This is a genomic window from Methylorubrum populi, assembly GCF_002355515.1.
GTDB classification, from domain to species: Bacteria; Pseudomonadota; Alphaproteobacteria; order Rhizobiales; family Beijerinckiaceae; genus Methylobacterium; species Methylobacterium populi_A.
Map to the genome: position 1 here is coordinate 3771855 of NZ_AP014809.1, position 12445 is coordinate 3784299.

Here is a 12445-nt window from a genome sequence, read left to right on the forward strand (position 1 = left end):
CGACAAGGCATGACCGCTCCGCTCGGCCGCGCGTCCGGCGCCGGACTAGGCCCGGCCGCGGCGCGGACCGGCCTCCTCGAGGCCGTCGCGCACCGGATCATCCTGAGTCAGGGCTGGGTGCGGGCGGCGATCGCCGTCGCGGCCGGCGCCTGCGGCGCGCTGGCCATGCCGCCCTTCGGGCTGTTCCCGGCGCTCGTCGTCTCGCTCTGCGTCGCGGTCTGGCTGATCGACGGCGCGGCGATCGGCGGCGCGGGCCGGCGCACGGTGTGGGTCTGCGCCGGGATCGGCTGGGCCTGGGGGTTCGGCTTCTTCACCGCCGGCCTGTGGTGGCTCGGCGCCGCCTTCCTCGTGGAGGCGGATCAGTTCGCCTGGGCCCTGCCGCTGGGCGTCGTCGGCCTGCCCGCCGTGCTCGCCCTGTTCTTCGCCGCGGGCTTCGCCGCCGCCCGCCTTGTCTGGTCGCGGGGAGCGAGCCGCATCGCCGCGCTCGCCTTCGGCCTCGCCGCTGCCGAGTGGCTGCGCGGGCACGTGCTCACGGGCTTTCCCTGGAACACCCTCGGGATGGCGCTCGGGGGCAACCTCTGGACCATGCAGGCGGCCTCGCTCGTCGGCCTCTACGGCCTGACCCTGCTCGCGGTCCTGATCGCCGCCGCTCCCGCGACGCTGGCCACCGGCGCCACGCCCCGCGGCCGGTTCGGACCGGCGCTCGCGGCCCTCGTCGTGCTCGCGGGGCTCGCGGCCTACGGCGCCGGGCGCGTGCCTTCCGCCCCCGATCCGACCGTGGCCGGCGTGCGCCTGCGGCTGATCCAGCCCAACATCCCGCAGGACGACAAGTTCGGCTCCGCCAACCGCGAGCGCATCGTCGGCAAGTATCTCGAACTCAGCGACCGGGCGCTCTCACCCGACCGGACCGGCATCGCCGACGTCACCCATCTGATCTGGCCGGAATCGGCCTTTCCCTTCCTGGTCCAGCGCGATCCGGAGGCACTCGGCCGGATCGGCGCAGCCCTGCCGGCAGGTACGCAGCTCATCACCGGCGCCGCGCGGGTGCGCGAGTTGCCCGAGGGCGAGCGGCTGACCCGCGAGAACGCGGTCTTCTTCAATTCCATCCTGACGATCGGCGCCGGCGGGCAGTTCGGCGACACCTACAACAAGGTCCATCTCGTGCCCTTCGGCGAGTACCTGCCGGGACCGCTCGACGCGCTCCTGCGGGCCTTGGGCCTGCGCCAGTTCGTGTCCGTCCCCGGCGGCTTCACCGCGGGCGACCGGGCCGGCCAGCGCATCCTCAACGTGCCGGGCCTGCCGCCGGTCGCGGCGACGATCTGCTACGAGGCGATCTTCCCCGGCGCGATCCTGCCGCCCGATCCGGCCGAGGGTGCCCCCGCGGTGCCGGGGCTGATCCTCAACCTCACCAACGATGCGTGGTTCGGCGACACGCCAGGCCCGCGCCAGCACTTCGCGCAGGCCCGGTTGCGGGCGGTGGAAGAGGGGCTTCCGCTGGTGCGCGACGCCAATTCCGGCATCTCGGCGGTGGTCGATGCCCATGGCCGCGTCGTGGCGAGCCTGCCGCTGGGCGTCGAGGGCGTGCTCGATGCGAGCCTGCCGGCCCGGCTGCCCGGCCGCACCCTCTATGCCAGCTTCGGCGACCTGTCCTTCGGGATCGGCCTCGTCGCCTGCCTCCTGATCGCGCTGGCCGCGCACCGCCGGGCCTGACCGTCCCGGGACGCGGAGCCGAGGCGCCGTCTTCCGGCACCGCCTGCGTCATCGCCCCATCTCAGAACGTCGGCCGAAGTTCGTCGGCGCGTTGCCGCACCGCTTTGTGGCGGGCCGCTCAATGTTCCGCAGAAGAGGCGCGGCCGTCCCGCGACATTCGAACAATCTTGGCCGTAGGATCGAGTGCCGTCATCGAGAGTTTCAAACATAACGCCTGATCCTGCCGTTCGATTTTCGGTCCAGGCTTCCCTCTCGATCGACAAGGAAACCACGATGAACCGCATGTTCCTGGCCTCGGCCGCGCTGATCGGCGCGCTGGCCTATCTTCCGGCGAGCGCGGATGCGCGCCCGATCGGCGTCGGCGGCTCCGGCGGTCTCGGCGGCGGCAATTTCCGCAGCGCCCTCGGCGCCGGCGGTGTCACCGGCTTCGGCCGTGGCGGCGGGTTCGCCGGCGGCGGCTTCCGCGGTGGCGGCGCTGGTCTGGGTGCGGGCGGCTTCGCCGGCCGTCCCGGTTTCGGTGCTGGCCGCCCGGGCTTCGGCGCCGGTGTCGCGGGTGTGCGGCCGGGCTTCGGCGCCGGCCGTCCTGGTTTCGGACCCGGTCGTCCGGGCTTCGGCAACGGCGTCGCGGGCGTGCGGCCCGGCTTCGGCGGCAATCGCGGCTGGTACGGCAACCGCGGCTGGCGCAACGCCGGCTGGCATCGCCGGGGCTACGGTTACGGCGGTCTCGGGCTCGGCTTAGGGCTCGGAGCCGGGCTCGGCCTCGCCGCCGGCGGCCTCTACGGCGCCTACGGCTATCCGGGCTACGGTTACGGGTACGGCTACGACGACGGCTACTACGCGCCGGCCGGCTATTACGGCACCGAGACGGTCACCACGGGCGTCGCGTCCGGCGGTGACGACGATCTGGTGGCTGAGTGCGCCCGCCGCTTCAAGACCTACGATCCGCAGACCCAGACCTACATCGCCAAGCGCGGCGTGCGCCGCTCCTGCCCGTAAGGTCTCCCTCGGCGGGAGCACTGATCGGTGCTCCCGTCTTCGCCCAAACGGAAAAGCCCCGCCCGACCTGATGGTCGGGCGGGGCTTTTCATATCGGAGGATGGCCCGCGCGATGGCGGGCCTCCGCCGGGTGCGCGGATGTTACTCCGCGGCGACCTTCTGCGGGGCGTTGCCGCCCTCGGTGTAGGTCTCGGCCTGGAGGCGCTTGTGCGGGGCGGCGCGGCCCGGCAGCGGCGGCAGGGCCTTGGCCTTCTCCAGATCGATCCCGGCGCCCTCGGCGACGCGGCGGCCGTAATCCTCGTCGGCGTGCCAGAAGTGCCAGACCATCCGCAGCTGGATCGGCTCAGGGCACTGCTTCATGTCGGCCACGAGGTTGGCGATCAGGTCCTCGCGCTCCCAGTCCTCGAAGGTCCGGTAGCGGTGACCCGCCTGGGCGTAATCATCCTCGGTGCGCGAGGTCTGATAGCGGCCGAGACGTCCCTCCACCGGCTGGTGGTATTCGGTCTTCTTCGGCGCCTCGGCGAGACCCTCGCCGAGCGTCGAGGGCTCGTAGTTGATGTGCTTGTTGGCACCCGTGCCGTCGACGCCGTAGGTCATCTGGCCGTCGCGCTGGTTCGAGTAGACCTTCACGCCGGGCTGCGGCGCGTTGATCGGCAGCTGCAGATAGTTGGCGCCAACGCGGTAGCGCTGCGTGTCCGAGTAGGACAGCGTGCGCCCCTGGAGCATCTTGTCGTCCGAGAAGTCGATGCCGTCGACGAGCACGCCCGTGCCGAAGGCGGACTGCTCGACTTCCGCGAAGAAGTTGTCCGGCACGCGGTCGAGCACCATGCGGCCGACCGGCAGCAGCGGGAACTGGTCCTCGGGCCAGCGCTTCGTGTCGTCCAGCGGATCGAACGAGAGGTGGTCGTTCGGGCCGTCGGGCATGATCTGCACGCAGAACTCCCACTCGGGGAAGTTGCCGGCCTGGATGTTGTCGTAGAGGTCGCGCGTGGCGTGGCCGACATCCTTGGCCTGGATCTCGGAGGCCTGCGCCGAGGTCAGGTTCCGCACGCCCTGCTTGGGCTGCCAGTGGAACTTGCAGAGCACCGCCTCGCCCTTGTCGTTGACGAGCTTGTAGGTGTTGACGCCCGAGCCTTCCATCTCGCGGTAATTGGCCGGGATGCCCCAGGGCGACTTCAGCCACGTCACCATGTGGATGGCTTCGGGGTGCTGCGCCACGAAGTCGAAGAAGCGCCACGCCTCCTGGCGGTTCGTCACCGGGTCCGGCTTGAACGCGTGGATCATGTCGGGGAACTTGATCGCGTCGCGGATGAAGAAGACTTTGAGGTTGTTGCCAACCAGGTCCCAGTTGCCCTCGACGGTCTTGAACTTGACGGCGAAGCCGCGCGGGTCGCGCTCGGTCTCCGGGCTCTCCTTGGCGCCGGCCACGGTGGAGAAGCGCACGAACATCGGCGTCTTCACGCCGGTCTCGTTGAGGACACGGGCGCGGGTGTACTTGGAGGCCGGCTCGTCGCCGATCTTGCCGTAGGCCTCGAACCAGCCGTGGGCGCCGGCGCCGCGGGCATGCACCACGCGCTCCGGAATGCGCTCACGGTCGAAGTGGGTGATCTTCTCGATGAACTGGTAGTTCTCGAGCGTCGCGGGCCCCCGCTCGCCGACCGTGCGCGTGCTCTGGTTGTCACGGACCGGATGGCCCTGTCGGGTCGTCAGAATCGGGCGGTTCTCGCTCATGCGTCACTCTCTCCTTGGAAGGCAGGGGCTTCAGGTGGGATCGCTCGGCACGTTCGCACAGCCTGGAACCATTCTGTTTCGACGGTATGACCCAGGCATGACCCATTGGCAAATGCATCGTCACAAACACTGTGATAGATGCAGCCTATGAATCTTTCCGGTTTGTCCCTGCGTGATCTCGAATATGTCGTGGCTGTCGCCGACGAGGGGCATTTCGGCCGGGCCGCGGAACGCTGCAACGTGAGCCAGCCGACGCTTTCCGTGCAGGTCCGCAAATTGGAGAACGCGCTCGGACTAACCTTGTTCGAGCGTTCCAACCGTCGCGTGCTGCTGACGGTGGCGGGGCAGGGGATCGTGCGGCAGGCCCGGGTGGTGCTGGCCGAGGCGCAGCGCCTGCTGGCGCTCGCCGTCGAGGGGCGCGGCTCGCCGCTCACCGGCCGGCTGGTTCTGGCCGCGATCCAGACGCTCGGCCCCTACTACTTCCCTCTCGTGCTGCGCCTGCTGCGCCAGGAATTTCCGCTGCTGACGCTGGCGCTCAGCGAGGCGCGCACCGCCGAGATCCTCGACGGGCTGCGCGACGGGCGCATCGACGCGGCCCTCGTCTCCCTGCCGGTGGCGGCGTCGGGCCTCACGGTCTCGCCGCTCTTCGTGGAGCCGTTCAGGCTCGCCTGCCCGGCAGACCACATCTTCGCCCAGGGGGCCGCCCCGCGGGCGGAAAACCTGAGCGGGCCGGACCTGTTGCTGCTCGATGAGGGCAATTGCCTGCGCGACCAGACGATCGCCGCCTGCGGCACGCTGCGGGGCGCCGGCCGGCACGCGACGAGTCTGGAGACCCTGCGCTCGATGGTGGCGGCGGGCGCCGGCTACACCCTCATTCCGGCCCTGGCCGTCCCGTCCGGTCCCGATCCCAGCGGCCTGACCGTGATGCGCCATTTCGAGGGGGAGGGCCCCGGCCGCACCGTCGCGCTCGTCTGGCGCTCCAGCGATCCGCGGGCCGCCGGCCTCGCGCATCTCGCGGCCTTCTTCCGGGCGCACGCCCCGGCCGGCACCGCCGCTTGCCGGGAAGACGAGGGGTATCGCGCCTGAGCGCCGGAGGGGCGATGGCAACGGCTGCGTCGCGGCCTCGTCGTGACAGGTCGGGCGAGAGCGTGTAGCGCGGGCCCCGCGCGGATCGTGTCGCGCAGCTTCCTGCATCGACGCCCGTGCCCGAGACCCGCACTCTCCTGCGCTGGACGGCGCTCCTCGCCGTCTCGGCCGCTCTCGCCTACGGCCTGAGCCGCGCGCATTTCCCCGCCGCCCTTCTGCTCGGGCCGATGCTGGCCGCGATCATCTTCGGCGTGCGCGGTGCCGGGCTGTCGCTGCCGCGCCCGCTCTTCCTGGCCGCCCAGGCGGTGATCGGCTGCCTCGTCGCCCGGTCCGCGACCACCGAGATCGCCGCGACCCTGCGCGAGGACGGCCTCATCATCCTCGCCGTCGTCGGCGTGACGGTGGTGGCCGGTGCGCTGACCGGGCTGGCCCTGACGCGGCTGCGGGTCCTGCCCGGCACGACCGCGGCCTGGGGCTCCTCGCCGGGCGGGGCCGCCGCCATGGTGGCGATGGCCGAGGATTACGGTGCCGATCCGCGGCTCGTGGCGTTCATGCAGTATGTGCGCGTCGCCGCCGTGGTGCTCTCGGCCTCGCTCGCCGCGCGCCTCCTCGCCGACATGTCGGGCCCGGCCGGCGTCGCTCCCGCCGCGGAATCGTGGAGCTGGTCCGGTCTCGCGGCCACTTCCGCGGTCGCAGCGGTCGGGTTCGGCCTCGCGAGCCTGCTGCGGCTGCCTTCCGCGCCCCTGGTCGGTCCGATGCTGCTCGGGGCCAGCCTGCACGCTGCCGGAATCCTCGACATCGCCTTGCCCGGCCCGGTTCTCGACGCCGCCTATGCGGCGATCGGCTGGTATGTCGGACTGCGCTTCAACCGGCGCACCCTGGACGAGACGCTCCACGCGCTGCCGGGCGTGCTGGCTGCGACGAGCGCGATCATCCTGCTCTGCGGGATATGGGCCTGGGCGCTGACCTACTGGCTGCCGATCGATTTCCTGACCGCCTTCCTGGCCACCAGTCCCGGCGGGCTCGATTCGGTGGCGATCATCGCCGTGGGCTCGAAGGCCGACGTCTCCTTCGTGCTCGCGGTGCAGACCCTGCGCCTGTTCGTGGTGCTGGCGACCGGTCCGATCCTCGCCAGATGGATCGCCCGCGCGGTCCCGGAAGAGGCTCCGGGAGAGGCTCCGTGATCGCGCTCTACCTCGCCTTCCTGAATTCCTGGCGCGGCCTCGTCCACGGCGGGCGCACAGAGCGGGCGGTGCGGCTCGAACTCGCCCTGCTGGTGCTCGGCTTGCCCGTGGCGCTCGTTCTCGGCGGCGGCCTGTGGGTTCGGGTGGCGCTCATCGCCAGCCTGCTCCTGATGCTCGGCGCGGAACTCCTCAACACCGCCATCGAGAAGCTGTGCGACCACCTCCACCCCGGCCGGCACGACCGGATCGGGATCGTGAAGGACCTCGCCTCGGCGGGCGCGTTCATGACCCAGGTCATCGCCGCCCTGGTCTGGGGCGCGGCGGTGATCGACCGCTTCTGAACCGAGGCGCCGTGATGAATGTCCGGATGATCCTGCCGAGCGGCGCTCAGCGGTCTTCCTGCTCGCTCCACACGACCCAGCTGCCGCCGAACAGCGTGGCGGCGATGACGATCCACAGGCCGGTCCGACCGATCGCGTCGACCAACCAGGCATGCACCGCCGACAGACTGAGCTTCATCAGGCAGTCCAGCACGCCGAGATAGAGAGCGAGCGCCAGAAGCGCGACGGCGAGAAGGCGGCTCATCGATCCTCCGTCTCTTTCCAAAGGGCCCAGGCCCCTGCGAACACCATGGCTCCGATCAGAAGCCGCATCCCCGTATGACCGATCCTTTCGAGGAGCCAAGCATGGGCGGTGGACAGACTCACGTCCAGCATCCACCCCCAAGCCGTCAGGATCACGGCAATGGCGACGACAATGAGGATTTTCGTCCAGACCGGCATGGCAGCCGCGCTACCACGTTTGGGCAGAGGCACCGAGCGACCCGGGTGACACTTGGCCACGAGTCCTCGGAAAAATGATGCAACGTCCGAACCATCCGCCGCGATTGCCGATCCGGTGGCACACGGACGGTCGGTCAATCGGCATCATTATACCTTCTGTTACGACCCGCCGCAGGCATCACGGCCGCGTGCTCTGCGTTGAGGCTGCGGCGAGACCGGGCGAGTGGTCGGACGATCCGCCCGCTCCGGTCTCCGGCATGTCTCACACCTTCGTGAAGAACGCATGGCTACCTTCTTCATCGCCGACACGCATTTCGGCGACGCCTATCTCGTCGAGCGTCGACGACGCGGCTTCGCCTCGGTGGAGGCGCATGACGCGGCGCTGATCGCCCGCTGGAACGCGCGCGTCGGAGCCGAGGACGAGGTCTGGCATCTCGGCGACTTCGCGGCCCATGCGAGCCGCGAGCACTGCCTCGCCGTGTTCGCGCAGCTGAACGGCATCAAGCGGCTGGTGCGCGGCAACCACGACAGCAACCGCGTGCTCGACCTGCCCTGGGCCGAGCCGCCGGTGGAGAGCGCCCGGATTTCGATGACGGATGAGGGGGGCCGGACGTGGCGGTTGTTCCTGGCCCACTACGCCCACCGTGCCTGGCCGGGGTTGTGGCGCGAGACCCGGCACCTCTACGGCCACACCCACGCCACGCTGCCCGACACCACCCGCTCCTGCGATGTCGGCGTCGATGCCTGGGATTTCTCGCCGGTGACGATCGGCGAGGCGATTGCCCGGCAGGATACGGCGACGCTGGTGCCGGAGGAACTCGCGCCGCGGGCGCAACGCTGACGGTTCGTCTCAGTTCGCCGCAAGCGGCATCGACTCGACGACCGTCTCGAAGAGACCCCGCCGCTCCAACGAGCGGCCGAGCGCCGGCGTGAGCCCGGCCCCGCCGGTGAACACGGCCTGGGCGGGCGGCGCCTCGGAGGCCTGCTCCGGCATCTCGCCGAGAAGCTGGATCACCCGGCGTGCGATGGCCGGGGCCGGATCGATCCAGGTGACCGGCCAGGGGGCGAGGCGCTCGAAGCGGGGCAGCAGCAGCGGGTAGTGGGTGCAGGAGAGGCAGACCACATCGGTGCGCCGGCCGTCCGCCTGCTCCACGAAGCAGGGCGCGATCTCGGCCAGGAGCGCGGCGTCCGACACCGGGTCGCCGGCCATCTCGGCCTCGGCGTAGCCCGCGAGGTTCTTCGAGCCCACCAGGGTCACGGTGCAGTGTGCCGCGAAATTCCGGACGAGGTCGTGGGTATAGGCCCGCGCCACCGTGCCGGGGGTTGCGAGCAGGGAGACGAGGCGGGTGCGGGTCAGCGCCGCGGCCGGCTTGATCGGCGGCACCACCCCGACGAAGGGCGTGACGAAGCGCTGGCGCAGGGCCGGCAGAACCAGGGTCGAGGCGGTGTTGCAGGCGATCACCACGAGGTCGGGGGCGTGGCACGCCAGCAGACGCTCCATCACCGCGATCACCCGCGCCACCAGCCGCTCCTCGGTGAGGGCGCCGTAGGGAAAGGCCGCGTCGTCCGCCGCGTAGACGTAGGCCGCGTCCGGCCGGGCGCGGCGCACCTGCTCCAGCACCGTCAGGCCGCCGAGGCCGGAATCGAAGACGAGAATGACCGGCTGCGCATTCTGCGCCGGCACCGCCGCCGAAAGGGTCGCCCCTGCCATCAGATCGATCCGCATGACCGCCGCCCTGGGCTCGCGCATCCTCGAAAATCGGGGCGCGAGTGTCCGGCGCGGACGGTTAAGGACACCTCACTGCGGCTGCAAAAAGGCCGCGCTTCGGGACGGGTGCGACAAGGGGTGCGACGAACAGCTTAACGGGCCGCGGCGTTGTCATACGACACTTGGCGTCTATTTCCGGCACGAAACCGAGGAAGAGATTCCAGCAATGGCAGCCGGCGCAGCACGTCTCACCCATCCTGAGAGCGGCGCGGCCTTCCCGCCGCCCCCGCTCGAGGCCCGCCCGATCGACCGCGACGCCTGGATCGCGGCCTTCCGAACCGTCCGCGACGAGACCGAGCGGCGCGCCGCCCCGCTCTCGCCGGAGGACCAGCAGATCCAGTCGATGGAGGATGCGAGCCCGACCAAGTGGCACCGGGCGCATACGACGTGGTTCTTCGAGCAGTTCCTGCTGCGCGAGCACCTGCCGGGCTACGCCATCTACGACGAGCGCCTGCACTACCTTTTCAATTCCTACTACGTGCAGGCCGGGCCGCGGCAGCCGCGCTTCCTGCGCGGGATGATCACCCGGCCGACCGCGGCGGAGACCGCCGCCTACCGCGCCCATGTCGACCGCGCGGTGACGGTATGGCTGCGCGAGACCTCGGACGAGGCGCTGGAGCGGGTGCTGCCGATCCTGGAGATCGGGCTCTACCACGAGCAGCAGCATCAGGAGTTGATGTTCACCGACATCCTGCACGCCTTCGCGCAGAACCCGCTCGATCCGGTCTACGAGGCGGGCTGGACGATGCCCAAGGCGCAGGCAGCCTCCGGCAAGGCTGCCCTCGAAAGAGGCATCACTCAGATCGGCCATGCCGGCCAGGGCTTTGCCTTCGACAACGAGAGCCCGCGCCACGACGTGCTGATGCTCGGCGGCGCCATTGATCGCGGCCTCGTGACGAACCGCGACTGGCTCGCCTTCATGGAGGACGGCGGCTACGCGCGGCCCGAGCTGTGGCTCAACGAGGGCTGGCTCTGCGTCCAGCGCGAGGGCTGGGAGGCGCCGGGCTACTGGCGCCGGGACGCCGACCATTGGTCGATGATGTCGCTCGCCGGCCGGAAACCCGTCGATCCGTCGGAGCCCGTGACGCATGTCAGCTACTTCGAGGCCGACGCCTATGCCCGCTGGGCCGGCCGCGACCTGCCGACGGAGGCGGAGTGGGAGGTCGCCGCCCGAGACGGGCTGATCGAGGACGCCTTCGGCCTCGTCTGGCAATGGACCCGCAGCGCCTACGGACCCTATCCGGGCTACCGGCCGGTGGCGGGGGCGCTCGGCGAGTACAACGGCAAGTTCATGTCGAGCCAGTACGTGCTGCGCGGCTCCTCTGTGGCGACGCCGGACGGACACGCGCGGCCCGGCTACCGCAACTTCTTCTACCCGCACCAGCGCTGGCAGTTCACCGGCCTGCGCCTCGCCGACGCGCGCCCCTGATCGCCCGTCCCGCTTCGATCAATCCGCCGCCTCGGAGAACGCCTTTGACGATCGATCCCCGCCTGAAGGAAACCAGTCCCGCCGAGCCGATCACGGAGAACGGCCTGTTCCTGGCCGATGTCTGGAGCGGGCTCGGCGCGAAGCCGAAGGCGCTGCCGGCCAAGTATTTCTACGATGCGGCCGGCTCCGCCCTGTTCGAGCAGATCACCGTCCTGCCGGAATACTACCCGACCCGGACGGAACTCGGCATTCTCGACGCGCGCGGTCCCGAGATCGCCGCGCTGCTGCCGGAGGGGGCCGCCCTCGTCGAATTCGGCAGCGGCTCGACCGCCAAGCTGCGGCGTCTGCTGCGGCACCTGCCGGGGCTTTCGGCCTATCTCCCGGTCGACGTCTCGGGCGAATTCCTGCGCGGGCAGGCGGAGGCGCTGCGCGGCGACTTCCCCGACCTCGCCGTCGAGCCGGTGGTCGCCGATTTCACCCGGCCGTTCACGCTGCCGAAGGACTTCGAGGGCCGGGCGCTCGCCGGCTTCTTTCCCGGCTCGACCATCGGCAATTTCGAGCCCGGCGAGGCCGCGCGCCTCCTCGAGGTGTTCGGCCGCATCCTCGGCGCGGGCGCGACGCTGGTACTCGGCGTCGACCTCGTGAAGGACCGGTCGGTGTTGGAAGCGGCCTACGACGACGCGGCCGGGGTCACGGCGGCGTTCAACCTGAACCTGCTGGCCCGCATCAACCGCGAACTCGACGGCGAGATCGGCCTCGAAGCCTTCGCGCATCGGGCCTTCTTCAACGAGGCGGCCTCGCGGATCGAGATGCATCTCGTCAGCCGCCGGGCGCAGACCGTGCGCGTGGCCGGGCGCAGCTTCGCGTTCGCGGAGGGCGAATCGATCCACACCGAGAACAGCTACAAGTACACGCTCGACGGATTCAGAGCGCTCGCGGCCCGCGCCGGCTGGGTGTCGGTGGAGGCCTGGACCGATGCGAACGGACTGTTCTCGGTCCACGCCCTGCGCCGCTCGGAATGACCCTGCCGCCCCTTCCCGAACGGTCGGGCCGGGATCCGGCACGCCCCGCGGAAGTCGGGTGTGCCGAAGGCGGACGCCTATAATCGGCAGGCCCCCGCCAGCGCCTCGTTCTCGGCGCTGGTGAACAGCCGCGAGCGGATGTGGAAGCGCTTCTCGCGGCCGTTCTCCAGGGAGAACATGCCGCCTCGGCCGGGCACCACGTCGAGCATGATGTGGGTGTGCTTCCAGACCTCGAACTGCGAGCGCGAGATGAAGAAATCCGCGCCGCCGACCCGGCCCAGATGCACGTCGCCGTCGCTGACGATGAAATCGCCCACGGGGTAGCACATCGGCGAGGAACCGTCGCAGCAGCCGCCGGACTGGTGGAACATCACCGGGCCGTGCTCCGCCTTGAGCTCCTCGATCAGTTCCAGCGCCGCAGGTGTCGCGGTCACCCGCAGCGGCGTGCCGGCATTGTCCGCCTGCTCGGCGGTGACGGGCTCGACTTGCTCGGCGACGGTGCTCGCGGTCTCGCTCATGACGTTCCTCCCTGGACGGTCTCGTTCGGTTATCTGAGGCTGGACCGGCGGATGTCCACGCGGCCAAAGCGCCTCCGAGGCTAACCGGAGGATAGCAGACCGAGCCCGGCCGAACCGCCTGAAACGGCTCGGCCTTTTGGCCACCCTGAGGTGGTGCAAAAACGGCCGGCCCGACTTTTGCGACCCCTGACGAAACGTCCCCGTGACGAAAAAAATCCG

General features: G+C 70.3%; 13 protein-coding genes. 8 read left to right on the forward strand and 5 right to left on the reverse strand.

Annotation, left to right across the window (positions count from 1 at the left end; all coding sequences use genetic code 11):
• Positions 1–9: 9 nt before the first annotated feature.
• Both lnt and MPPM_RS17445 read left to right on the forward strand, forming a co-directional pair.
• Entirely contained in the window at positions 10–1710 is a 1701-nt protein-coding gene (gene lnt, locus MPPM_RS17440; protein WP_096486140.1) for an apolipoprotein N-acyltransferase, read from the forward strand.
• A 273-nt stretch (positions 1711–1983) separates the two neighbouring features.
• Entirely contained in the window at positions 1984–2706 is a 723-nt protein-coding gene (locus tag MPPM_RS17445) for a BA14K family protein (RefSeq protein WP_096486141.1), read from the forward strand.
• A 141-nt stretch (positions 2707–2847) separates the two neighbouring features.
• On the opposite strand, the gene MPPM_RS17450 is transcribed toward MPPM_RS17445, so the two are convergent.
• Complete coding sequence (locus tag MPPM_RS17450; protein ID WP_096486142.1) at positions 2848–4437, reverse strand: catalase; 1590 nt, start codon at positions 4435–4437, stop codon at positions 2848–2850.
• Positions 4438–4584: 147 nt separating this feature from the next.
• Here MPPM_RS17450 and MPPM_RS17455 point away from each other — a divergent pair, with 147 nt between their 5' ends.
• The 3 genes from MPPM_RS17455 to MPPM_RS17465 all read left to right on the forward strand — a co-directional run bounded on the left by MPPM_RS17455 (position 4585) and on the right by MPPM_RS17465 (position 7048).
• Positions 4585–5523 (forward strand): LysR substrate-binding domain-containing protein, encoded by a 939-nt coding sequence (locus tag MPPM_RS17455; protein ID WP_096486143.1) that lies wholly within the window; start codon positions 4585–4587, stop codon positions 5521–5523.
• A 116-nt stretch (positions 5524–5639) separates the two neighbouring features.
• Positions 5640–6707, forward strand: a complete 1068-nt coding sequence (locus MPPM_RS17460; protein WP_096486144.1) for an AbrB family transcriptional regulator — start codon at positions 5640–5642, stop codon at positions 6705–6707.
• Positions 6704–7048 (forward strand): diacylglycerol kinase, encoded by a 345-nt coding sequence (locus tag MPPM_RS17465; protein WP_096486145.1) that lies wholly within the window; start codon positions 6704–6706, stop codon positions 7046–7048. The genes MPPM_RS17460 and MPPM_RS17465 overlap by 4 nt, the downstream gene beginning before the upstream one ends.
• Positions 7049–7094: 46 nt before the next feature.
• Here MPPM_RS17465 and MPPM_RS17470 read toward each other — a convergent pair whose 3' ends face one another.
• A complete protein-coding gene (locus tag MPPM_RS17470; protein ID WP_096486146.1) occupies positions 7095–7292 on the reverse strand; it encodes a hypothetical protein in 198 nt (65 codons plus the stop codon).
• Complete coding sequence (locus MPPM_RS17475; RefSeq protein WP_096486147.1) at positions 7289–7489, reverse strand: hypothetical protein; 201 nt, start codon at positions 7487–7489, stop codon at positions 7289–7291. The genes MPPM_RS17470 and MPPM_RS17475 overlap by 4 nt, the downstream gene beginning before the upstream one ends.
• A 283-nt stretch (positions 7490–7772) precedes the next feature.
• On the opposite strand from MPPM_RS17475, the gene MPPM_RS17480 reads away from it, so the two are divergent.
• Positions 7773–8330 carry a metallophosphoesterase family protein gene (locus MPPM_RS17480; RefSeq protein ID WP_096486148.1) on the forward strand — a complete coding sequence of 186 codons (558 nt, stop codon included), beginning with the start codon at positions 7773–7775 and terminating at the stop codon, positions 8328–8330.
• A 9-nt stretch (positions 8331–8339) separates the two neighbouring features.
• Here the strand turns inward: MPPM_RS17480 and murI are convergent, their stop codons facing one another.
• The gene (gene murI, locus MPPM_RS17485; protein ID WP_096486149.1) at positions 8340–9215 is read right to left on the reverse strand and encodes a glutamate racemase; all 876 of its coding nucleotides are present in this window, start codon (positions 9213–9215) and stop codon (positions 8340–8342) included.
• Between the two features lie 208 nt (positions 9216–9423).
• Between murI and egtB the strand changes: the two genes are divergently transcribed.
• Together egtB and egtD are read left to right on the forward strand one after the other, a co-directional pair.
• Entirely contained in the window at positions 9424–10686 is a 1263-nt protein-coding gene (gene egtB / locus MPPM_RS17490) for an ergothioneine biosynthesis protein EgtB (protein ID WP_096486150.1), read from the forward strand.
• Between the two features lie 44 nt (positions 10687–10730).
• Entirely contained in the window at positions 10731–11708 is a 978-nt protein-coding gene (egtD, locus tag MPPM_RS17495) for an L-histidine N(alpha)-methyltransferase (protein ID WP_096486151.1), read from the forward strand.
• A gap of 77 nt (positions 11709–11785) precedes the next feature.
• On the opposite strand, the gene MPPM_RS17500 is transcribed toward egtD, so the two are convergent.
• A complete protein-coding gene (locus MPPM_RS17500) occupies positions 11786–12226 on the reverse strand; it encodes a DUF779 domain-containing protein (RefSeq protein ID WP_096486152.1) in 441 nt (146 codons plus the stop codon).
• Between the last annotated feature and the right edge of the window lie 219 nt (positions 12227–12445).